The 21,787-nt window shown below is 43.8% G+C and carries 17 protein-coding genes and 1 pseudogene; 4 read left to right on the plus strand and 14 right to left on the minus strand.

Going from position 1 to position 21,787, the window contains the following annotated elements; genetic code table 11:
* Positions 1–123 precede the first annotated feature (123 nt).
* Positions 124–1,206: a tyrosine recombinase XerS gene (gene xerS / locus MKX34_RS17690; RefSeq protein WP_036687613.1), complete on the plus strand. Its 1,083-nt coding sequence runs from the start codon at positions 124–126 to the stop codon at positions 1,204–1,206.
* Between the two features lie 701 nt (positions 1,207–1,907).
* Here xerS and glp read toward each other — a convergent pair.
* From glp to MKX34_RS17730, 8 genes are all read right to left on the minus strand, one after another.
* Positions 1,908–3,170 (minus strand): gephyrin-like molybdotransferase Glp, encoded by a 1,263-nt coding sequence (gene glp / locus MKX34_RS17695; RefSeq protein ID WP_038571510.1) that lies wholly within the window; start codon positions 3,168–3,170, stop codon positions 1,908–1,910.
* A gap of 170 nt (positions 3,171–3,340) precedes the next feature.
* Positions 3,341–3,847, minus strand: coding sequence for a DUF4178 domain-containing protein (locus MKX34_RS17700; RefSeq protein WP_036687616.1), 507 nt, complete (start codon positions 3,845–3,847; stop codon positions 3,341–3,343).
* Positions 3,848–3,861: 14 nt separating this feature from the next.
* Complete coding sequence (locus tag MKX34_RS17705) at positions 3,862–4,266, minus strand: DUF350 domain-containing protein (protein WP_036687618.1); 405 nt, start codon at positions 4,264–4,266, stop codon at positions 3,862–3,864.
* Positions 4,267–4,389: 123 nt separating this feature from the next.
* Positions 4,390–5,058: a PspA/IM30 family protein gene (locus tag MKX34_RS17710; RefSeq protein ID WP_036687619.1), complete on the minus strand. Its 669-nt coding sequence runs from the start codon at positions 5,056–5,058 to the stop codon at positions 4,390–4,392.
* Positions 5,059–5,128: 70 nt separating this feature from the next.
* Positions 5,129–5,467: a hypothetical protein gene (locus tag MKX34_RS17715; protein ID WP_256717052.1), complete on the minus strand. Its 339-nt coding sequence runs from the start codon at positions 5,465–5,467 to the stop codon at positions 5,129–5,131.
* Between the two features lie 24 nt (positions 5,468–5,491).
* A complete protein-coding gene (locus tag MKX34_RS17720) occupies positions 5,492–6,424 on the minus strand; it encodes a dihydroorotate dehydrogenase (protein WP_076296523.1) in 933 nt (310 codons plus the stop codon).
* Positions 6,417–7,121 carry a dihydroorotate dehydrogenase electron transfer subunit gene (locus MKX34_RS17725; RefSeq protein WP_076144768.1) on the minus strand — a complete coding sequence of 235 codons (705 nt, stop codon included), beginning with the start codon at positions 7,119–7,121 and terminating at the stop codon, positions 6,417–6,419. The genes MKX34_RS17720 and MKX34_RS17725 overlap by 8 nt, the downstream gene beginning before the upstream one ends.
* An 87-nt stretch (positions 7,122–7,208) precedes the next feature.
* Positions 7,209–8,243: an NADH:flavin oxidoreductase/NADH oxidase gene (locus MKX34_RS17730; RefSeq protein WP_076296522.1), complete on the minus strand. Its 1,035-nt coding sequence runs from the start codon at positions 8,241–8,243 to the stop codon at positions 7,209–7,211.
* A 187-nt stretch (positions 8,244–8,430) separates the two neighbouring features.
* Here MKX34_RS17730 and MKX34_RS17735 point away from each other — a divergent pair, with 187 nt between their 5' ends.
* Entirely contained in the window at positions 8,431–9,312 is an 882-nt protein-coding gene (locus MKX34_RS17735) for a polysaccharide deacetylase family protein (RefSeq protein WP_036687626.1), read from the plus strand.
* 104 nt (positions 9,313–9,416) lie between these two features.
* Here MKX34_RS17735 and MKX34_RS17740 read toward each other — a convergent pair whose 3' ends face one another.
* On the minus strand, positions 9,417–10,073 hold the full coding sequence (locus MKX34_RS17740; RefSeq protein ID WP_036687628.1) for a 3D domain-containing protein: 657 nt from the start codon (positions 10,071–10,073) through the stop codon (positions 9,417–9,419).
* Between the two features lie 400 nt (positions 10,074–10,473).
* Between MKX34_RS17740 and ppk1 the strand changes: the two genes are divergently transcribed.
* A complete protein-coding gene (gene ppk1, locus MKX34_RS17745; RefSeq protein WP_036687629.1) occupies positions 10,474–12,588 on the plus strand; it encodes a polyphosphate kinase 1 in 2,115 nt (704 codons plus the stop codon).
* Here ppk1 and MKX34_RS17750 read toward each other — a convergent pair.
* The 5 genes and pseudogenes from MKX34_RS17750 to glgB form a co-directional block, all read right to left on the minus strand.
* Positions 12,536–14,065 carry a Ppx/GppA phosphatase family protein gene (locus tag MKX34_RS17750; protein ID WP_076144766.1) on the minus strand — a complete coding sequence of 510 codons (1,530 nt, stop codon included), beginning with the start codon at positions 14,063–14,065 and terminating at the stop codon, positions 12,536–12,538. The genes ppk1 and MKX34_RS17750 overlap by 53 nt on opposite strands.
* 161 nt (positions 14,066–14,226) lie before the next feature.
* On the minus strand, positions 14,227–14,949 hold the full coding sequence (locus tag MKX34_RS17755) for an amino acid ABC transporter ATP-binding protein (protein WP_036687633.1): 723 nt from the start codon (positions 14,947–14,949) through the stop codon (positions 14,227–14,229).
* Positions 14,936–16,399, minus strand: a pseudogene (locus MKX34_RS17760) (ABC transporter permease subunit); the annotation flags it as partial. The gene MKX34_RS17755 and the pseudogene MKX34_RS17760, both read right to left, overlap by 14 nt.
* Before the next feature lie 453 nt (positions 16,400–16,852).
* Positions 16,853–18,277, minus strand: a complete 1,425-nt coding sequence (gene glgA / locus MKX34_RS17765; protein ID WP_036687636.1) for a glycogen synthase GlgA — start codon at positions 18,275–18,277, stop codon at positions 16,853–16,855.
* 47 nt (positions 18,278–18,324) lie between these two features.
* Positions 18,325–20,262, minus strand: a complete 1,938-nt coding sequence (gene glgB / locus MKX34_RS17770) for a 1,4-alpha-glucan branching protein GlgB (RefSeq protein WP_076296521.1) — start codon at positions 20,260–20,262, stop codon at positions 18,325–18,327.
* A 216-nt stretch (positions 20,263–20,478) separates the two neighbouring features.
* On the opposite strand from glgB, the gene MKX34_RS17775 reads away from it, so the two are divergent.
* Positions 20,479–21,702: a glucose-1-phosphate adenylyltransferase gene (locus MKX34_RS17775; protein ID WP_036687640.1), complete on the plus strand. Its 1,224-nt coding sequence runs from the start codon at positions 20,479–20,481 to the stop codon at positions 21,700–21,702.
* The last annotated feature ends 85 nt before the right edge of the window (positions 21,703–21,787 follow it).

The raw sequence follows: 21,787 nt of genomic DNA on the forward strand, positions 1-21,787 counted from the left end.
CTTACCGGCATCAGGAGCAAGGCTCGGCCCTAGTTTTCCCTTCATTCGAAGTCCAATCTGGGACAAAACATGTTAAGATAGAAGGAAGAGATTTTATGCAATCTATGGAAAAAGGTGAATCACATGAGCGTTCAAAAGAACGATGACCGTAAAAAACTTGATCAAAAGCTACCCCTCATGCCCTGGTTCGTTCAGCAGTTTATTGACTATAAACGGCCTGATCTCTCCCCCTCCACACTGCTGGAGTATATCCGGGATTATGAATCTTTTTTCGGCTGGTTGCGGGCAGAGGGCTTATCCCAAGCCGGCTCAAATACCGAGATCACGCTTCTAGAATTGGAAACCCTACATATGGACAGTATTGTCGGATATCGGTTGCATCTAACTACCCGAGCCGAAGGTACGAACACTCGTGTTACTGTATCCCGTAAACTATCTGCATTACGCTCCTTATTTCATTATTTAAGTCAAATCGCTGAGGACGAGAACTTTTATCCATTGCTTAAGCGAAACATTATGGCTAAGGTTGAGGTCAAACGAACACATAAGCCAAAGGATACTGCCGCTAAATTAAAGGGTAAGATTTTGGAAGATGAGGAATTACTGGAGTTTGTGGGGTACATTTATGAAGGGTATGGACGGGATGTGGAAGGCAACAAACAGGCTTATTATTCGTTTCAATTGAATCACGAGCGTGATGCCTGTATTGCCAGCTTGATTCTGAACTCTGGCCTGCGTGTATCTGAGGTAGTCAATCTAAACGTAGACGATTTGGATATTAACAACAAGCTGCTCTATGTCACCCGCAAAGGGAATAATGACGAAACGTTTAAGACACCCGTCTATTTTAGAGAGCAAGCTAAAGATGATCTAGCTCTTTATCTTAGTCTGCGCCAATCTCGCTACAAAACACCCAAGAGAGAAAAGGCCTTATTTATCTCTCTCCCTAACGGGCGTCAAGAAGGCAAACGTATGACCAAACGTGCGATTCAAGAAATGATTATTAAGTACGCTAAACGCTTTGGTAAACCGTATCTTACGGTTCATAAGCTGCGTCATTCTTTTGCAACAGATTATTATCTGCAAAATGATATTTATAAAACGAAGGAACAGCTCGGGCACGCATCCACCGAGACAACTGAGATCTACGCTCATCTAACGGATAAAACGATGTCTGAGGCGATCGAGCGGCGTGTCGATAATTAATCATCACAAAGGGAGCTCATACTTCGGATGAGTAGCCGCTCTTCGCTATTGCAGAGTTGTTATCGGACTTAGCTGACCTTAAACGCAAGATTATCTCATATTTGGGTGGCTAACGGACCTCAAGGTCGCTATTGGCCTGAAATACGCAAATATGAGCTCCATGCTATGAAATAGCGACGCTGAGGTCCGAAACCCCGCTTAAAAGGTGATAAATATGCAAATAAGATCATCTGAGTCCTTAAGCATCTGTGGGTGATTAATCTCGGCACTGGCGCAGGCTAATAACTCCAACCAGCAGAGCAGCGACTCTTCCGAAAGGAGAATTGCTATGATTGTGTCGTCTACCCGGACATTTCATTCTCGCTTTTCTTCAAATTTGAATTACATTCGGCGGGCACCCCTAACCCGATTATTGTTGCACTAAAAACCCACTTACGGTACGCAAGTGGGTTTTCTTATTCTAATTTCTGGGGTAACCCTCCCTTTAAAACCGGTTGTTAGCGACTATTGGGTTAGCAGGAACGCTGTTTTTTTGCTTATCTATTGTGAATTTTTCATATGTTGAAATGTTGGAAATAATACCGTTGACCTAGCAATTCTATGACGATTTCTGTGCGTGCGTGGATATCAAATACCTTTAATTACTCCAATATCTGCGGTGAAATTTTGTTCATCATCGATGGGCAGAGTACCATCCACATCTAGCCCCGAATCTCTCCTGGCAGCTTGATCACCGTTACCTTATCTCCGGCAGATAGCCCCTTTTCTTCTGGGGGTACAACTATCAAACAGTCGCTATCCTTGATCGTGACCGTTACGGAAGATTCATCAATGAGTGCCGGATAAGCAAACAAGCTGCCGTCTTTTATTTCTAAGCGAGCTCGCACAAATCTAGTAAAATTATTCACTCTTTTATAATCTGTACCGAGTGTAACGTTCCATTCCGGTAAAAAAGGCTGAGAAGCACTTTGCATCAGTGAAATCACAGGCCGTGCAAACAGTTGAAACCCAACGAAACAAGCCCCCGGATTCCCGGATAAAGCTAACAGCAGCTTACCCCCTCTAACCGCAGCAGTAGTTACGCTTCCTGGACGCATCGTCACTTTGTTGAACAACATATTACCACTTTGTTCACGAACCAAGTCGCCCATGATATCATAATCCCCCACAGAAACGCCACCCGTTGTGATCACAAAATCATAAGTTTCCAGCGCCATCTGTACTTTACTTCTAGCCAGCTCCAGATCATCCACAATAGCGCCTAACATTACTGGAACACCCCCTGTCTCTTTGACTAGAGCTTCGAGCATAGGGGAGTTACTATTGCGGATTTTGCCAGGCTCCAGCGGCTCATGCACTTCCAGCAGCTCTGTTCCTGTGGCAAAGATGGCTACCTTGGGACGACGATAGACTTTCACGGTATGTAATCCAAACGCTGCAAGAACAGCTATATCCCCCGCAGAGATTAACCTTCCTGTTGGCAATACAAGATCACCTTGGCTTAATTCGAAACCTTGAGGTGTGATATTGCTGTTTGCTTCTAGTTTTTTTCGAATACCAACGTAAGTCTTTCCTTCCTCTTCACGTCTCTCCGTGACCTCCAGCATCACCACAGCATCAGCCCCAACCGGTACTTGTGCACCAGTCATAATTCTTGCGGCTGTTCCCGGAGTTATATCTACCGCAGGCACTGCGCCACACGGAATATTATCCACAATTTCTAACCATACAACTTGTCCATTAACACAGTTACGGGTATCCCCCGCGATAATCGCATATCCATCCATACTAGATCGATTAAACGCAGGAAATGGGTGTGGAGCAATCACTTTTTCAGCCAAATAACGTCCACAACACTCATCCAGTGGTACGTCTTCTGATTCTAGCAGATTGGCATATTTGATTATTTTGGCCTGAGCTTCTTTTACTTTCAGTGCTTCACGCTGAAATTTATTATCCTTCATAAAGACCTCCGCTCTGAAACGTCGATGTTTGCAGTAATAGGTATTATTTTAACATGAGACCTCTTGAAGTAAAATTATAAACACAAAAGGCCACCATCCATGTTTATGGGCAGCAGCCTTTTCTACAAAAATGTTTTCCCGGTATAGTGATCCATTACTTCTCTACTAGGCTAGGATGCTCTAATTACCTTTACATCCCCAGGGATTATTTTCTCCCCTTCATAAAGCATAAACCGTCCATGTTGCCACTCTACGCGCAGTAGACGTGAATCATCTGATTGATATTGCCACACATGCTGCTCTCCACCATTCATAAATGGCGTCTGACCTGCAACAGCGACAAAACCTTCATATTCTTCCTCCAGGAAAAATGTATAGCCATCGAGCTCAAGAGTTGCTGGAACCTCAGCAGGATTATCTAACCGCCCATCGATAGGTCTGTACAATCCATATTGCAGCTGTTCCCGCTCTTCTATATGAAGATAAGATATCTGGCTTCCATCTCTAAGGGTCAGAACTACAGCATTACGGCCCCGATTATGTGTCCGGCCAGTGACTTCATAGGTGACAAGCGATACTTCACAAATGTCTCCGGGAGACAAATTAAGCATACTTTTTTGAACTTCCTGAGGCGCTGGCTTAGAGAAAAGGTTACCTATACGTTTCCACATACTCAACTTGATCGTTCCTCCTACATAAAGGCAGTAATAATTAAAGCACCCGTAATTTGCAGTGAACCTGATAGCAGGCCATATCCGATTTTACCAAGCTGTGTACCATGATCCAGATCCAGCTTCCCCCAATTTGCTAGTAGAAGCCGAACCGTTCTTTCTAAAATTAACAAAAGTAAAAATGATACTAACGAAATCAGCAACGCATCTAGCAAACTATTGGAAGCCGCTATCGATGAAGATAAAATGAAGGCCTGAGCTAGAAGCTTCATTACAAACCGTGTAGTCACCGCCATATTTCCAGCCTTTAACTCTTCTATATCGTTATAACGAGTAAAAAGTGAATCTATATACATCAGTACAAACAGCAACACAGCGCCGCTCACCGTCCACACGACCATGGACACCAGAATATGGAGATCCATTCTATAGCCCCCGCTTAATCATTTTGCATGCCTTTCATAAGCATAGATAAAGCGAAGAAGAAACGAATTTCTGTCTCTCCTTCGCCTGTGAACACCAGCCGTGAACCGACTAAAGATCAAATGTTATTGCTTCTCGTATTGTTTCATCAGAGCCGCCAGTTCATCTTCAACCGCTTGATCTTTGTTCAGCTTCTCGAATTCATCATCCAGAGATTTATTGCCTGAACTCATCTCATTGCTGGCTTCAGCCTGAGCTTCTGCTTGCAGCATTTTATCTTCCATACGTTTGAGACCTGCAGACGCTGAATCGGAGCTAAATCCGCTCATTGCTTTGTTGATCTCGGTTTGAGCTTTGGCAGCGTTATAACGTGCAACCAATGTCTCACGTTTGTTCTTCATTTGGGTAAGCTGTTTGCGCATCTCTTCAAGCTTGCCACGAAGGTTATCCGCAGAGGCTTTGTTCTGATCAAAGCTGGCTTTGTATTCTACCAGTTTAGCTTCAGCAGCATTTTTCTCTTCCAGAGCGCGGCGAGCAAGGTCAACATTACCCGCTTGAGCTGCTGCATGAGCCTGTTGGGTACGTTTGTTAACAAGCGCTTCTTGTTCTTCATACAGCTGTTTGAATTTCTTCTCAATGGCGATTTGCGCCGCTACAGCTTTTTCTGCATCTTCTAAATCTTCGGTCATATCACGAATGTATTGATCTGTCATTTTAATCGGGTCTTCTGCTTTGTCAATAATCGCATTCACATTAGACATGGTTAAATCGCGCAATCTTTTAAATATAGACATGGTTTCATTCCTCCAAAAGATAATTTAATTCCTCACATGCTATCTTTTACGTAGAATTGCCACTACCGTTTCATATTTGTTGCGCTAAATATTGATTTACTTTTAAATTCACAATTTCCACGACTTCCATAATACCTTCTTTCGTGAGATTGTCGTAATGAATCCCCATCACTACTGTGACCGTCTTGTTCAGCGCTTCAGCTACTTTGATCGCAATGGGCTCGCTTATCGTGTGCTCTTTATGATGAGGAACCGCTGAAGTCAGTACTTTAACCTGCTCCCCCTCCAGATAAGCAGTACTCGTGGCACCAATATGCCGAACACCTCCACTAATTAAGAGCAAGAGATCACGTCCGACAGCCGTCGCCTTCAGCTCAATATCCTCAGGATCAATCTGGTTAGTAGTCAATAGTATTCCCCTCACTGCTTCACTTTATATAATGCCCCGTATTTCCTCTAGTGATTGAATATTTTCTTCAACCATAAATTGCTCAAGCTCTGCAACTAGCTGACTACCTGCACGCAAATTCATGAAATTATAAGTTCCCACTTGGATAACTGCAGCACCTGCCATAATAAACTCGATGATATCCGTCGCTGAAGTGATGCCACCCATTCCGATCACGGGAATCGTTACGTTTTGTGCAACTTGATGCACCATACGCAGAGCGACAGGCTTAATCGCAGGTCCAGACAATCCAGCATATAAGTTATTGAATACACTGCTTCTGCGGCGGACATCAATCTTCATTCCTGAGATCGTGTTGATGAGCGAGACAGCGTCTGCCCCCTCTTCCTGACACATTTGTGCCATTTCAACGATATTTTCGGCTCCCGGCGACAGCTTTACAGCGAGAGGCAGTTTAGTTGCGCGTCTAACAGCCTGTACTACTTTTTGAGCTTCTGAAGTTTGGATCCCAAACACAATGCCGCCCTCTTTAACATTTGGACAAGAAATATTCAATTCAATCATGTCCACTGCTGTCTTACCTGCACTCGCACGAGCATCTGCATCCCGCTGAATCATCTCAGCACCAAGAACATAATCTTCAAGTGTGCCTCCACCCAGGTTGACCAAACGAGCAGTATCGAGTGCTTCCCAATAAGGGCATTCTTTATCTATAAATGCAGCTACACCCGGATTCTCGAGTCCCACACTATTCAGCATACCAGAAGCTGTCTCATATACACGAGTGCCGGGATTCCCCGCTTTCGGATTGAGGGTTAACCCCTTGCCAGAGATTCCACCCAGCAGAGACACATCATACAGCTTGCCATATTCACGGCCAAAACCAAACGTTCCAGAGGCCATTATAATTGGATTTTTAAAATGAACGCCAGCAATTGTTGTGTTCAACTTAGTCATGGAAAATCACCTCCTCAGAAAGAAACACAGGTCCGTCTGCACAGGCCTTCTTTTGACCATCACGGCAGGATACACTGCAGACCAGACAGGCTCCAATCCCACAAGCCATTCGGTTCTCTAGAGAAAGGTATACTTTCGTTCTAATGCCTGCTTCTTCAGCAGCAATGCCTTTACGTTGAGCAGCTTTAAGCATAGGGTGTGGGCCGCAGACAAAGACATGATCATATTGGCTGAAATCCACACTATCCAAAATTAAACCGCCAACATCGACTACAAGCTCACTTGCAAGTGGGCGAAACGCTTCTGTCCGGTAAGCTTCACGGCTAAAGCCCAAAAAGATATCACTCCCCGGAAGCTGCTTCGCACAATAATAAAGCGGTGCAATTCCGATCCCACCGCCGATGAGCGCAACCTTCCCTTCGACCTGTGGAAATCCATTTCCAAAAGGGCCCTCAAGCTCTACCGAATCACCTGAACCCAGTCGTGAGAATATCTCCGTACCTTCCCCAACTACGTGATACAGAAATTCAACACTATCCTCGTGTACTTCATGTATACTTAAGGGTCTGGATAGGATGGGGTAAGCTCCCCATGCCCGTAACATGTAGAATTGACCCATTGCTCCGCCACTATTCGTCTCTACCTTAAGGTGATACACACCATCTGTCAGCCGTTCGTTACTTAGAACCGTCCCCACGTTATCAAGCTCCTTCAAATTTTATCTTTATTAAGATTGCCTTAGAAGGAGCATAAAATCTGTGACAAACTTCACATCGAAAACGGTCTAGCCTCTTTTCCAAATCCCACGTTCATAAGGTGTAGGTACATCATGTACGCCACCAAGCGCTTCTTCAGCATGTAAAGCCCAATAAGGATCACTTAACATCCCACGGCCAATAGCTACAAGCTCCGCCCTTTTTTCTGCAATGATGGACTGTGCCTCAGAATAGGCTTCAAGCCGTCCTACCGCAATTACTGGCACTTGTAATCCACTGCGAATATATTCTGCCAGATCTGCTTGGTAGGCTGGGCCCGCATTAGGTCCACCATTAGAGCCAATGGGCCCTTCACCACCTGAAGACACATGGAACATATCCACTCCAGCATCCTTATATCGGCGGCAAAACTCCAGGGCATAGGCAGCATCATATCCACCATCAACATATTCTTTCGCGGATACCCTCATGATCAAGGGCATATCTACTGGCACTACTTCTCGGATTGCTGCAACTACTTGTTCTCCAAAAAGTGCAGGATCTTGTCCATATTCATCCTCTCTGAGGTTGGACAGAGGTGAATGAAACTGGTGAATTAAGTAACCATGCGCACCATGAATCTCCACAGTATCAAATCCTGCCTCCACAGCTCTACGAGCGGCATCACGAAAGGCTTCTATCATCTCAAGGATGCCTTCCTTAGAAAGCACCTGTGGCTGCTTAGAACGAGCATCAAAAGGAATTGCAGAAGGTGCAACCGGCGGCTCAGCATCGACCGCTTTACGTCCGGCATGCCCTAGTTGAATGGCTATTTTTGCTCCATAGGCATGTACACTATCTGTGAGCTTACGATACGCCTCTATATGCGTATCACTCCAAATCCCTGTATCCCGGTTCGTTATTCTACCGTCCGGATGTACTCCAGTCATCTCGACAATGATTAGACCAGTACCTCCAATAGCACGGCTTACATAATGAACAAAATGCCAATCATTGGGGATGCCATCCTCTTTATCCACCGAATACTGGCACATAGGTGGCATAACAATACGATTTTTCAGCGTTAAACCCTTCAATTCATAAGGTGCAAACAATTCTGACATCCTTGTCCCCATCCTTCCACCTGTCTATAATTGGCCCGGGAATATCCCGTTCTATTTAGTATACACGCATTAGTGTGTGCAAGAAATCTTTACCAGAGACCTTGAAGAAACGGCATAAATTCATCCTTCAATGGAGATAACAATGAAGAATATGGTGATGATCAGGTAGTAAAGGAGGCATTTGGGGATGTATGATCAACGGAGAGTCCAGAAACTGCTGGTAGTATTAGGATCAATCATTGTCCTGCTATTTCCAACCTCTTCAGCAGAGGTTGCTTCAGCTCCAGCTCAGAATCAGAAGTCCTCACAGGATCAAATTAAAAGTACGCAGACCACTGACGAAGACAAGGCGATATCTGCGGGAACTTCTACTACAAATAATTCAACGAGCAGCAACAATAAGAACACTAAGGGCTTGTCTCTGAGTCAGCTATTACACAAATATCCCGAGACCTTTAAGACCAGCGGTCCTCGGAATAAAGTCATCGCCTTAACTTTTGACGATGTGCCTGACCCAAGGTTTACACCCCAATTGCTAGATGTTCTTAAAAAATATCATGTCAAAGCAACCTTCTTCGTGGTAGGAAGCCGAGCTGAGAAACATCCTGCTCTAGTGAAGCGGATGATTAGAGAAGGACATGCTATTGGAAATCACTCTTATGACCATCCTCAGTTTGTGAAGCTGAAGATGCATGATTTCAGATCACAGATCATTGAGACCGAGAACATTATTCAAACCTTGGCCGGATATAAACCACGCCTGATTCGTCCACCCTATGGAGATATCTCTGAGCAACAATTGAGATGGGCAAAAAATCATGGTTATAAGCTCGTAAATTGGAATGTGGATTCGTTGGACTGGAAGGGACTTTCCAAAACTCAAGTTAGAAATAACATCTTAGCTAATGCAGGAAAAGGAGCAATTATCCTTCAGCATGGTGGAGGTGGGCCGGGTAGTGATCTTAGTGGAACGATTCAGGCTTTACCTGAGGTAATCACGATTATGCGTAAACGCGGCTATTCTTTCGTTACCGTGCCTCAATTGCTGCAGGTCTCTAAAAATAAATAAATAAATAAGAAACGGAGGCAGCCGCTAAGGACTCCCTCCGTTTCTTATTTAACCTATTTAAAACCATTCCATATCTCTGTATAAATCTCTATATTTTTAGCTAGCTATTTAACAATGTATAATTGTACATATTGATAACCAAAATCCGCTACAAAGCTTTGGCTGCCTGGAATAAAGATATCGATGCGGTTACCTTTAATGGCACTTCCCATATCGGTTGCAGTAGCCAGAAAAGCTTCTTTAGGCAATCCTGAGTGTGAATGGCCGGTAACCAACACTTTTGTTCCAAGAGGAATTACACTTGGATCAACCGCAATGGTTCCTAGCTTCAGTGGGTTTCCAAAATAATCAACCGCACCCCAGCCTCCATTCTCACTAGCCGCTGAGGAATAAGCAGAAGCCTTAACTTGTATCGTTTTCTCATAGTTAAATGACTTGCCCCATGCTTCAACTGTTTTTGATTCTGGAGTAACATTCAGGCTTGGGGTAAGCACTGGAGTTTCTGTCGTAGCTACAGCTTCTGCTTGCATTTTACTAGGGATCGTTATTTTAAGTCCATCGTAAATATTAAGAGCTGCAACGTTTGGATTAGCTTTCATTAGATCATTAACACCGACATTATATTGTTGAGAAAGAGTATAGAAAGTATTGCCTTCCTTTGCAATATGAACGCTGTCTGCAAAAGCAGGAGCGGTGTGCAGCAATGCACTAATTCCCATAACTGCAGCAAGGGTTTTAATGGTTCTGAACTTGTTCTTCATAAATGCCTCCTCTTTAGATGGGCGTAAGCGGTATGACTTCCGTATACGCTCGTGTACATTTCCTGTACTTATGTACATCTTGTGTGATGTCCTGATGTATTGTTGTCTTTTGTAAAACTGACAGGACTTAATATATCACAATTTTGTAACCTATGCGTATGTAATTGTTACCATTCTGAAATAACATGTTTAATTATTGTCTTTGATTCATTAAGAAGTTAACATAATTTTTATTATGTTAACTAATTAGCGACAATCTTATCCTATTATATAAGATAATTAAATAATATTCTTTGAGATTTTACATAGATTTAACATTTCGTGCCTCATCCAATAGTAAAATGATAGAATATGATAAATAGATTTGAGATACAGACATCGAAGCATATTTGGAGGTCCCATGAATACAGAAGAGATTAAAAACAACCAAAGCAGTCCAGCCACTGCTTACCTCAATAGGGATTTGAGCTGGATCGAATTTAACCGCCGTGTACTCAAGGAGGCGCAGGACCCTGATAACCCTTTAATGGAACGTGCCAGATTTCTGGCAATCGTCTCGAGCAATCTGGATGAATTCATAAGCGTTCGCGTAGCGGGAATTCAAGATCAGATCCGGGCGGGTTATACTAAAAAAGATTTCACAGGCTACACCCCTTCCGGGCTGTATAAACGCCTCATCAAACGCGTAACCAAAATCATTGCCGATCAATACCGGACATTCCGTGATATTTCGCGGAGTTTGCATAAAGAAGGCATCGTATTTGTGGATTATAAGGATCTTACCCATGCCCAAGAGCAGTCCATAGAACAGTATTACCGGGATATCATCTATCCTGTACTTACGCCAATGGCTGTTGATCAGAGCCGGCCGTTTCCACTCGTGCACAGCCAGTTTATCTACCTAGCTGTTGTTCTTACTCGTAAGAATGGCCTTGAAGAGGAGCCTTATTTTGCTATCCTGCAAATTCCTTCGAATCTGCCAAGATGTATCCCTCTTCCACACCGCTCTAATAGTAAGAAAAGACAATTTGTATTTATTGAAGATGTGATCCGCCATCACATTCAAACCTTATTCAGCGGTTACGAACCTGTTGCGGTTAGTGAGTTTCGTTTGACTCGTAACTCAGATCTTACTATCGATGAGGAAGGTGCCGAGGATCTGCTGGAAGAGATCGAAAAAGAGCTGCGCAAGCGTCGTCGCGGGGTGCCTGCTCGTCTGGAGGTACAAAAAGGTATCCATCCCTATGCTCTTGAGCAGCTACAAGCTGAATTTGAGCTGGAGGACTTCGTATTTGAAATAGAAGGTCCGCTCGATCTGGGCTTTCTTCGTAATTTTGCCGGAAGCTTAAAAGGTTTTAGTTACTTGAACTATCCACCTATTGAGCCGGTCTACCCTGCTGAATTTCAAGAAAACGAGGATTTCTTCGAGGTGCTGCGTGAACGGGATGTATTAGTCTACCACCCTTACGAGTCTTTTGATGCGATGACAGACTTTATCATTCAAGCTTCAGAAGATGAGCAAGTGATGGCTATTAAAATGACCTTATACCGCGTCAGCGGAAATTCTCCACTTATCACTGCACTAGCCAATGCTGCGGAGTCTGGCAAGCAAGTTACAGTGGTTGTAGAGTTAAAAGCCCGATTTGATGAGGAACGGAACATCGCTTGGGCACGCCAGCTTGAAAAATCAGGCTGTCATGTCGTTTATGGTCTGATCGGACTCAAAACGCATGCCAAAGTGACCTTGATTGTCCGCCAGGAAGGCCCTGAACTGCGTCGTTACGTGCATGTAGGCACAGGAAACTATAATGACAGTACAGCCAAGGCTTACACGGATCTCAGTCTATTCACCGCCCAAAGCGATATCGGACTGGATGCTTCCGAGCTGTTTAATCAAATGACTGGATATTCGGCTAATTTTGACTGGCATTCCTTCATTGTAGCGCCAACGAATATGAGCTTATCCCTGCAAAAGCTAATGATGCGTGAAGCTGAACATGCGCGGGCAGGCAGACCCGCACGCATAATCGCCAAGATGAACTCACTCTCTAATCAGCAAGTGATCGACGATTTATATGGCGCAGCCCAAGCCGGTGTCTCCATTGACTTAATCGTGCGAGGGGTTTGCTGCCTACGTCCGGGAATAGAGGGCTTAAGTGAAAACATTACAGTACGCAGTATCGTAGACCGTTTTCTGGAGCACTCCCGGATCTATTATTTCGAAAATGGCGGCAAACCTGAGGTGTATTTATCCAGTGCCGACTGGATGACTAGAAACCTAACCCGCCGGATTGAGCTGATGTGTCCTGTCAGAGACAGCGGCATCCGTAAACAGATCGTCAAGATTCTAGAGTTGTCTCTACAAGATAATGTTAAAGCCAGCTTCTTGCAGGCTAATGGATATTACGAACAACCAGACGACAAAAAGGCCCCTTTCCGGAGCCAGTTTGCTGCAATGGATGTTACACGTTGGAAGGGAAGCCGAGTTTTACCTTCACCGCCCAAGCATTCTTAAATGCTTTTATCGCGTTCTCAATGTCCTCTAGGCCAATTAGCAGTGACGATGCGCCCTCTAAGTCCAGATGAAGCGTATTGCCGTGCAGATTGGCCTTCAGGCCGCTTACAATTCCAATCTCCGTGCTGTCCAGCGCAATGCTAAGCTGGACAAGCGATCCGAGCTTATGAATCCACTCTTCGTCGGATGGCAGCAAAATGTCCTTATGTTGTTGGGACAATTTCTGCTTCCGGCTTTTTGTGCTGTATGAGGCAATCATAGCGCAAAGAATAAGCTGACGGTGGGTAAGTCCACGAATCGGTGAATTCATCAACCAATACAAAGTATGTCGTTTGGATTGGTAATAGTTAATATTCGTTCCCGTACGATGCAGCATGATGGACACATAGATTAACATCTCGTGCTCTGCTCTATTCGATTCATCTTTAAATGCGTCAAACAGGCTGAGCGCTAGCTTGTTGATATGATCTAAATACCGTTTAGAGGTATGAATATCAAAGCGAATAATCGTGTTTAAGCTATATTCTAAAGCACTATCACGCACTGGCTGCTCCGGCTCCAACAGATCATGCAGCAAACCTTCTCTGAGTCCCTCCCCGCTGATTATCGCCTCACTCGCCCCAATATACTGATACACCGTATGGAAAATAATCAACCCGGATACAATGATATCCGCCCGACTCTTAGATAATCCATCTAAATCCTTACGTTTTTCGTAAGGCATTGAAGGTAGGGTGTTCATAAAGTGCTCGATTGTCTCACTGGTCATCGTATAACCGTGGGAGTTAGGCAATGAGTATGCTCGTGTCTTCTGATCCAGCTTCCCCAAAGAACGAACCGTCCCTCCTAAACCGAATAAAGGAAGACCAGCTTTGGCATTTAGCCAATCATGCTCAACCAGCCTGCCCAGAACAAAGGTCTGCAGCTTGTGAATCTGCTCATCGCTCCAATTCCCACCTTGACCAAACATTAGATTGGTATTTACTGCCCCGAACGGGAAAGAAATGCTATGTTGATAACGCCGCTGACAAAAAAGAGTGATTTCAGTACTCCCGCCACCAATATCAATGACATAACCATCCTCTACATTAAAGGCATTAATAACACCCAAGAAGCCATAATATGCCTCCTGGTGGCCACTGATCACCTCAATCGGAATGGAAGAGGATTGTGACAAAAAGCTTATTATTTCGCTTGAGTTAGCTGCATTACGAATAGCTGCCGTTGCACCCGCCCGAATGGTTTCCACTGCAAAAGCATTGCAGATTTCCTTAAACTGCCGCAAGACCGGAACAATCGTTTCCATGTCCTTTTGTTCCAGTCTATTCTCCTTCGTAATCTTCTCACTAAGGCGAGCGGAGTACTTACACTCCTTGATGATCTTATAGCCTCCTTCGCGCGTTGTATCATAAATCACAAGACGAATGGAGTTCGAACCAATATCAATAATGCCTATCCGGCGTAGATCATCTCTCATTATGTATGTACTCCTTTTCCTGTTGATTGACTGACCATCTATTATACATGGTTTACATAAATAAATGAACTCAGTCCCAGCGATATATCCCCACATTACCCTCAGGACCCTATAACAAAACGGCCACCGGATACTTGTCCAGGGCCGTTTTGACGAATTCTTTATAATACTTTACTTAAAAAATCCTTAGTCCGAGCATGTGTAGGATTACCAAATACTTGTTCAGGAGTACCCTGTTCAACGATTACCCCGCCATCCATAAACAGAATGCGGTCACCCACTTCACGGGCAAAGCCCATCTCATGTGTAACAATAACCATTGTCATTCCGTCTTCGGCAAGCTTTTTCATAACCTCAAGTACCTCTCCTACCATTTCCGGATCAAGCGCTGAGGTAGGCTCATCAAAAAGCATCACATGCGGCTGCATGGCTAATGCACGAGCAATCGCAATCCGCTGCTTCTGTCCACCGGACAATTGAGCTGGATAAACATCCTTTTTATCTTCAAGCCCTACAGTCTTGAGGAGCTCCATTGCGAATTTATCGGCCACAGCCTGTTGCTGTTTTCTTACTTTAATCGGTGCGAGTGTAATGTTTTGCAGAACGGTTTTGTGCGGAAAAAGGTTGAACTGTTGAAAAACCATCCCCATCTTCTCACGCGTTGCATTGATATCATGCTTCTTTGAGGTGATCGATTCCCCTTCAAAAGTGATCTCTCCACCTGTAGGCTGCTCCAATAGATTCAAGCAACGCAGAAAGGTACTTTTTCCCGAACCACTGGGCCCGATTACAACGACAACCTCACCCTTTTTAATCTCCAAATCGATTCCCTTGAGAATCTCCAGCTTTCCATAATGCTTCTGCAGGTTCTTAACGGCGATCATCGGTATTCAGCCTCCTTTCGAGTCTACCTAGGATCTTGGAAAGCGTAAATGTTAGAACAAAATACATAAAGGCAGCAATCACGAGTGGTGTCATACCATCATACGAAATCGTTGTAACCGTACGAGCTTGAAACATCAAATCCGTTACTCCGATAAATGAAATAATTGATGATTCCTTGATAATGGTAATGAATTCATTACCGATTGCCGGAAGTACACTTTTAAGTGCCTGAGGAAGTACAATATGACGCATTGTCATCCCTTGTTTCATTCCAAGTGAACGTGCGGCCTCCGTTTGTCCACGATCGACACCCTGAATCCCGGCGCGAAATATTTCTGCCAGATAAGCAGAACTGTTAATGGAGAGTGTAATCGCCCCGGACTGAATCGGAGTAAACTCAATCCCAAACGTCGCCAGCCCGTAATGGATGAGAAACAGTTGCACAAGCATTGGAGTGCCCCGCAAAAATTCAACCCAAGCAGTGGCTAAGAAACGTAACACTCTCCATTTTGACATCCGTAGTAGAGAGACGATAATCCCAAGAATGAAGCCAAAAAAGACACCAAGAACAGCAAGAAGCAAGGTATATTGTAATCCAGTCAAGAAAAGATCACGATAATCATAAGCCATTCTAAATAAAGTAATATCCAATATCTTATCCCCCTATCTCCAAAAAAATAGAAAATAGCAAAGTTCCGCTATTTTCTGTAATACACATACAATTTACTTCAGCAGACCTAAAACAATCTCCATTCCTTACTTCGTGCTTTCAGCAAGCTCACTGGCTGCCGCTACATATTCATCAATCTTACCTTCTGATTCTAGACGTTTAAGTGTTGCATTTACTTTATCTAGAAGCTCTGTATTGCCTTTTTTAATACCAATTGCGTATCCATCATCTTCTACTTCAGGCTTAGCATCGGTAATTACAAGACCCGCTAAATTCTTAACAAAAGATTTGGCTACAGGTCCTTCAATAATTGCTGTATCGATACGGTTAGATTGCAATTGCAGAACGATCTCGGAGATTTTACCAAGAGAAGTGATCTTTGCGCCTTCAATCTCTTTGGCGATTTCTTCTTGAATAGAGCCTGTCTGTACACCAATTTTGGTGCCCTTCACCGCGTCCATAGTAGCGTATTTATCTTTATCTGCTTCGCGCACTACAATAGCTTGCTCTGCTTTGTAATAAATATCTGAGAGTTCAACCGCTTTTTTGCGTTCTTCAGTCGGGCTAAGACCGGAAATCACCATATCTACACGTCCACTGGACAATTCGTTAAGCAGTGAATCAAAAGGCAGATCCTTAACTTCAAGCTCAGCGCCCATGTCAGCAGCAATTTCTTTAGCGATGTCGATATCGAAACCTACGATGGTATCTTTTCCGTCCACTACTTTATGGAATTCGTACGGAGGAAAATCTGCACTTGTTCCCATAATCAGCTTTTTAGTAACTGCACCGGAATTTGCATTACCACTAGCAGCGGTATCATTATCATTTTTATTTTGACCGCAGCCTGAGAGCAGACCTACCGCTAATACCATTCCTAAACTAAGTTTACCCCATTTGTTCATTTCTATATCTCCCCTATTCATATGAAAAAATCTAAGTTGACCCAATGACTGACTTATTATAAATCAGAACGCATGAATATGCAAAGGCATAATTGTGACAATAACTTCCTTTTAATGGATTTCTATGAGGGTAATTCTATAATACACAACTAAAAAACCGCTTTTATTCACGATGAAGCAAGATTTATACATTTTTACTATCCCCTATACTAGCTAAATCATTCGATTGTTCATCCCCTTATGTCATAAAAAAAGGACTGCTCCCAGAGTATTTACCATACTCCCGGGTGCAATCCCTTATTAACCCATTACAGAATTTGTTAAACTTTATCTTGTTATATCATCATAGATATCCATGTACTGCTGAGCGGATACATTCCAGCTATAATCTCCCGCGAATGCATTTTTTGTGATCTTTTTCCAATGTTCAGGCTGCTTGTAAAAAGAAAGTGCCCGGCGCAGCGTAAACATCATATCGTGAGCATTATAATTGCTGAACGTAAAGCCATTGCCTTCACCGGTTTCTTCATTATAAGCGTGCACAGTATCATTGAGGCCACCTGTCTCACGTACAACGGGTATACTACCATAGCGCAAAGCGAGCAGCTGACTGATGCCACATGGCTCAAACTTGGACGGCATAAGGAAGATATCGCTGGCAGCATATATTTTACGTGAGAGTGCATCATTAAATAGGATCTGTGAAGACAGCTTTGTCGGATAACGCCATGCTGCTTCCTTGAACCAACGCTCGTAGGATTCATCACCAGTTCCAAGCAGCACAAATTGAATATCATCGTGATATAGCAGCTCATCCAGCACTCGGGTAAGCAGATCTAAGCCTTTGGAGTCCACAAGACGCGTGACCATAGCTACCATTGGGATATTAGCATCTACTGGTAATCCCAGCTCTTCCTGCAAGGCTACTTTGTTCTCCGTCTTCTTGGTTAAATTTGAACGATAACGGGTGACAAGGCTGGAATCTGTCGCTGGATTATAACTTTTAGTATCAATGCCATTCACAATCCCACTTAAAACATCTGACCGTGCGTTCAATAAACCATCCAAGCCGTAACCATAATAAGGTGTGCGAATTTCTTCTGAATAGGTCGGACTAACGGTCGTGACCCGATCACTGAATACAATCCCGCCTTTTAAGAAATTCACATTACCATAGTACTCCACACTACCAAAATAACTGCTATCCAGACCTAACAGCTCTCCAAGTACCTCATAAGGAAACACTCCCTGATACAACAGGTTATGTATTGTAAATACACTCCGCATTTCACTGTAAAATGGATTGTGACGATAATGCCCCTGTAGGAGCATTGGAATTACGGCCGCGTGCCAATCATGGCAATGCAGAACATCAGGCTGGAAATCAATGGCCGGCAGACACTCCAGTACTGCACGATTATAGAACGCAAACCGTTCACCATCGTCCATATAACCATAAATTCCATCACGCCCAAAATAATATTCATTGTCGATAAAATAAACGGGGATACCCTCATAGATAATGCGTTCAATTCCACAGTATTGTTTTCGCCAGCCAATTGGAACATACACTTCCGTTAAATGCTCCATTTGAGCGGTGAACTTGTCAGGAATCCCACGATATTTAGGCAAAATCACTCGTACATCTACCCCGGCAGCCTTCAGCGCTTTAGGTAGTGCTCCAATGACATCGGCCAAACCACCCGTTTTGACAAAAGGATGGGCTTCAGCTGCGGCAAATAAAACCTTCATGATTATTTCCCCCTTAAACTGTACGGATTCTCTATTCGTACTTAGATCTATAACTCTTTTGCCTCTTTATTCTTACCCATTCGTGACGTTTTTTTAAACACCAGGAAGCTAAGGGGCGGAAGAGTCAGCTCTATGCTGTTCACCTGATTGTGCCATTCCAGCTTAACGCTCTTTTGAGGGACATTGTGCAATCCGGAACCGCCGTACTCTACATTTTCGGAGCTAAAGAGCTCTTCATATGTCCCAGCCCGTGGCACGCCTATACGATAATTGTGCCGTTCTACCGGTTGGAAATTGATGACAATAAGCAGCGTATCTCCTGGTTTCTTCCCTCGGCGTATATACGAAATCACACTTTGATCATTGTCATCTGCATCAATCCACTGATAACCTTCTTGAGCATGATCCAGCTCCCACAGCGCTTTTTCGGAGCGGTACAGTTTATTAAGTGCAGCCGTGTATGCAAGCATACGACGATGGCTCTCATAATCCAACAGCAGCCAGTCCAGCTGCTCCTGATCCTTCCATTCGATAAACTGACCGAACTCTCCACCCATAAACAGAAGCTTTTTACCGGGATGTGAGATCTGATATCCCAGCAGCTGTCTGAGCCCTGCAAACTTCTGTTCATAAGCACCCGGCATTTTGTCTAACAAAGACTTCTTGCCGTGGACAACCTCGTCATGCGATAGCGGCAATGCGTAATTTTCGGCATAAGCATAACATATTGGGAACGTAAGTAAATTATGATGATAAGGGCGCCCACCAAAATCATGTTCTATGTAGCCTAGCGTATCATTCATCCAACCCATATTCCATTTGTAATTGAAGCCAAGGCCTCCTTCATGCACTGGTGCAGTAACCCCCGGCCAAGCACTGGATTCCTCCGCCATCATCAATGCTTTTGGGAAATAATGAAAGATAGCCTTGTTCAGATTCTGGATAAATTTGATGGCTTCCAGATTCTCCAATCCACCGTTAACATTCCGCCGATATTGATGATCCCGCTTTTCGAAATCTAATCGAAGCATACTGGTAACCGCATCTACACGCATTCCGTCGATATGATAATACTCAAACCAAAACAGCGCATTAGAAATAAGAAAAGAAGAAATCTCCGGCTTACTGAAATCAAACGAAAGTGTCCCCCAGCCTGGTTTTTCAGCTAACATTGGATCGGCATATTCATAAAGTGGCGCTCCATCAAACATACGTAATCCGTGTGCGTCTTTGGCAAAGTGAGCTGGAACCCAATCTAAAATCACACCGATACCTGCCTGATGCAGCTGATCGATCAAATACATCAACTCATGGGGTTCGCCATAACGGCTGGTTGCCGCAAAATACCCCGTCCCTTGATAACCCCAGGATAGATCGTATGGATGTTCTGCCAGCGGCATAAATTCCACGTGTGTATAGTTCAGCTCCACCAAATAAGGAATTAAGAGCTCGCTCATTTCCCGATAGGTGTAGAACTCTCCATCTTCTTTTTGACGCCAGGTACCGAAGTGCATTTCATAAATGTTCATTGGTTGTTGATAAGGCGCTTTGCTTTTCCGACGCCATGCTGCATCTCCCCATCGGTAGCCATCCAGTTCTGCTACTACCGAAGCCGTTGCCGGTCGAACCTCGGCTTTGAAAGCAAAAGGATCCGCTTTTAGGAAACTTGATCCATCTGAGGCAAGAATCCTGTATTTGTAAAAAGTTCCCGGCTGTATTCCCGGAAAAAAACGACTCCAAAATCCTGAATCGGGTATCTTATATAACGAGTCCACGCCCTGTGTTCCGTCCCAATCATTATGATCACCAGCTAGTCCTACATATGTCGCATGAGGAGCCCACACGGTAAAGCGCACACCGGTAACGCCTTCTTCAGCGGCAGTGTGTGCACCCAGCATAGAATAGCTGCGATAATTGGTGCCCTCATGGAACAGATAGATATCAGCAGCTGACGGAAGGGTCTCGATTTTTGCTTTTTCAGCCAATTCTACACCACCTTTTTCAATGTGCTTGTACCTATTACCTTACCCGAATATTACCATTTTGAAAATGTTTTGATGTTAAAAGAAAAGATTTTCTGATAAAGAAATATTAATTGTAATTTTTCTGTTTACAAAGCAATATATTTCACCTATGTCGTTTCAAGCGCTTGTCGTAAGTTTATATTACAAGCATTGACAAAATAATGGGAGGGATAACAAATGAACAACAAAAAAGATTGTATCGCCATGTTATTGGCAGGAGGGGAAGGCCGCAGATTGGCTCCCTTGACTTCCAGTATGGCTAAGCCTGCAGTCCCTTTCGGTGGACAGTATAAAATTATTGATTTCCCGCTAAGTAACTGTGTAAATTCGAACATTGATACAGTAGGTGTTCTGACACAATACGAAGCTGACTCTTTGCATAATCATATCGGTGAAGGTGAGCCTTGGGGCTTAGTTAGTCAAAAGGATAAAGGTGTCACATTGCTTCCTTCAGGTGTTGAAGGCAGAGACAGTTATACAGGAACTGCTGATGCGATTTATAAAAACATTGACTTTATTGATAGCCGCAACCCAGAACATGTGCTCATTCTATCCGGTGATCATATTTACCATATGAATTACCGTAAGATGCTGAATTATCATATTGAAAAAGGAGCAAAAGCAACTATCTCCGTAATGGAGGTTCCTTGGGATGAGGCTAGTCGTTTTGGAGTAATGAACGTAAACGATGATCTGAAAATTTCCGAATTTGCGGAAAAACCTAAAGTACCAAAAAGTAATCTTGCTTCAATGGGTATCTACCTGTTCGAGTGGGCTTATCTGAAGGAGCACTTGTTGCGGGATGCAGCTAATCCTAATTCCAGCCATGACTTTGGTAAAGACGTTATTCCTACCATGCTGGATCAGAATGATGATTTATTCGCTTACCGTTTCAAGGGTTACTGGAGAGATGTAGGTACAGTCGGCAGTCTCTGGGAAGCACATATGGACCTTCTGCAAAAAGACAATGGCATGAAGTTAGACAAGACTCATTGGCCTATGTATAGTCGGGTTCGCCGGACTAAGCTTGCAGTTCATAAACCACGTGTACAGATCCCGTCAACGGACTCTCTCGTGAATGAATCCTGCTCCCAAGAAGGTAGTCTACAACGTTCTGTAGTCTTTAATGGGGTAGAAATCGGTAAGATGAGCCAGATCAAACAAAGTGTTATTATGCCTGGAGCTCGCATTGGTCGTGGAGTATTGATTGAGAATGCCATTATTGGTGAAGGGGCAATCATTAAGGATGGCGCAGTCATCAAGGGAAGCATAAATAATATCGTTGTCGTTGGACCACATGAGACTGTGGCTGCCAAGCCGGCGGTCCGAAACCAACCTTCCCGTCTGTTTCAGGATGTGTATGAGAAGACAGGACGTTTGCGTGAAGTTCTTCCTTCATAACAACCATTATATAGAAAAATACTTTATATAAAAAGGGGCTGTTGTCCTGGTCGATCATGACCAGAGCAACAGCCCCTTCGGTTGT

It is taken from the genome of Paenibacillus sp. FSL R5-0636, from assembly GCF_037974255.1.
GTDB classification, from domain to species: Bacteria; Bacillota; Bacilli; order Paenibacillales; family Paenibacillaceae; genus Paenibacillus_AQ; species Paenibacillus_AQ odorifer.

Excerpts from the sequence above, each read along its gene's own strand:
- glgA (WP_036687636.1), bottom strand. The coding sequence starts at position 18,277 with ATGAAGGTTTTATTTGCCGCAGCTGAAGCCCATCCTTTTGTCAAAACG.
- glp (WP_038571510.1), bottom strand. The coding sequence starts at position 3,170 with ATGAAGGATAATAAATTTCAGCGTGAAGCACTGAAAGTAAAAGAAGCT.
- MKX34_RS17720 (WP_076296523.1), bottom strand. The coding sequence starts at position 6,424 with ATGACTAAGTTGAACACAACAATTGCTGGCGTTCATTTTAAAAATCCA.
- xerS (WP_036687613.1), top strand. The coding sequence starts at position 124 with ATGAGCGTTCAAAAGAACGATGACCGTAAAAAACTTGATCAAAAGCTA.
- MKX34_RS17705 (WP_036687618.1), bottom strand. The coding sequence starts at position 4,266 with ATGGATCTCCATATTCTGGTGTCCATGGTCGTGTGGACGGTGAGCGGC.
- MKX34_RS17730 (WP_076296522.1), bottom strand. The coding sequence starts at position 8,243 with ATGTCAGAATTGTTTGCACCTTATGAATTGAAGGGTTTAACGCTGAAA.
- MKX34_RS17710 (WP_036687619.1), bottom strand. The coding sequence starts at position 5,058 with ATGTCTATATTTAAAAGATTGCGCGATTTAACCATGTCTAATGTGAAT.
- MKX34_RS17775 (WP_036687640.1), top strand. The coding sequence starts at position 20,479 with ATGAACAACAAAAAAGATTGTATCGCCATGTTATTGGCAGGAGGGGAA.
- MKX34_RS17740 (WP_036687628.1), bottom strand. The coding sequence starts at position 10,073 with ATGAAGAACAAGTTCAGAACCATTAAAACCCTTGCTGCAGTTATGGGA.
- ppk1 (WP_036687629.1), top strand. The coding sequence starts at position 10,474 with ATGAATACAGAAGAGATTAAAAACAACCAAAGCAGTCCAGCCACTGCT.
- MKX34_RS17750 (WP_076144766.1), bottom strand. The coding sequence starts at position 14,065 with ATGAGAGATGATCTACGCCGGATAGGCATTATTGATATTGGTTCGAAC.
- MKX34_RS17735 (WP_036687626.1), top strand. The coding sequence starts at position 8,431 with ATGTATGATCAACGGAGAGTCCAGAAACTGCTGGTAGTATTAGGATCA.
- MKX34_RS17755 (WP_036687633.1), bottom strand. The coding sequence starts at position 14,949 with ATGATCGCCGTTAAGAACCTGCAGAAGCATTATGGAAAGCTGGAGATT.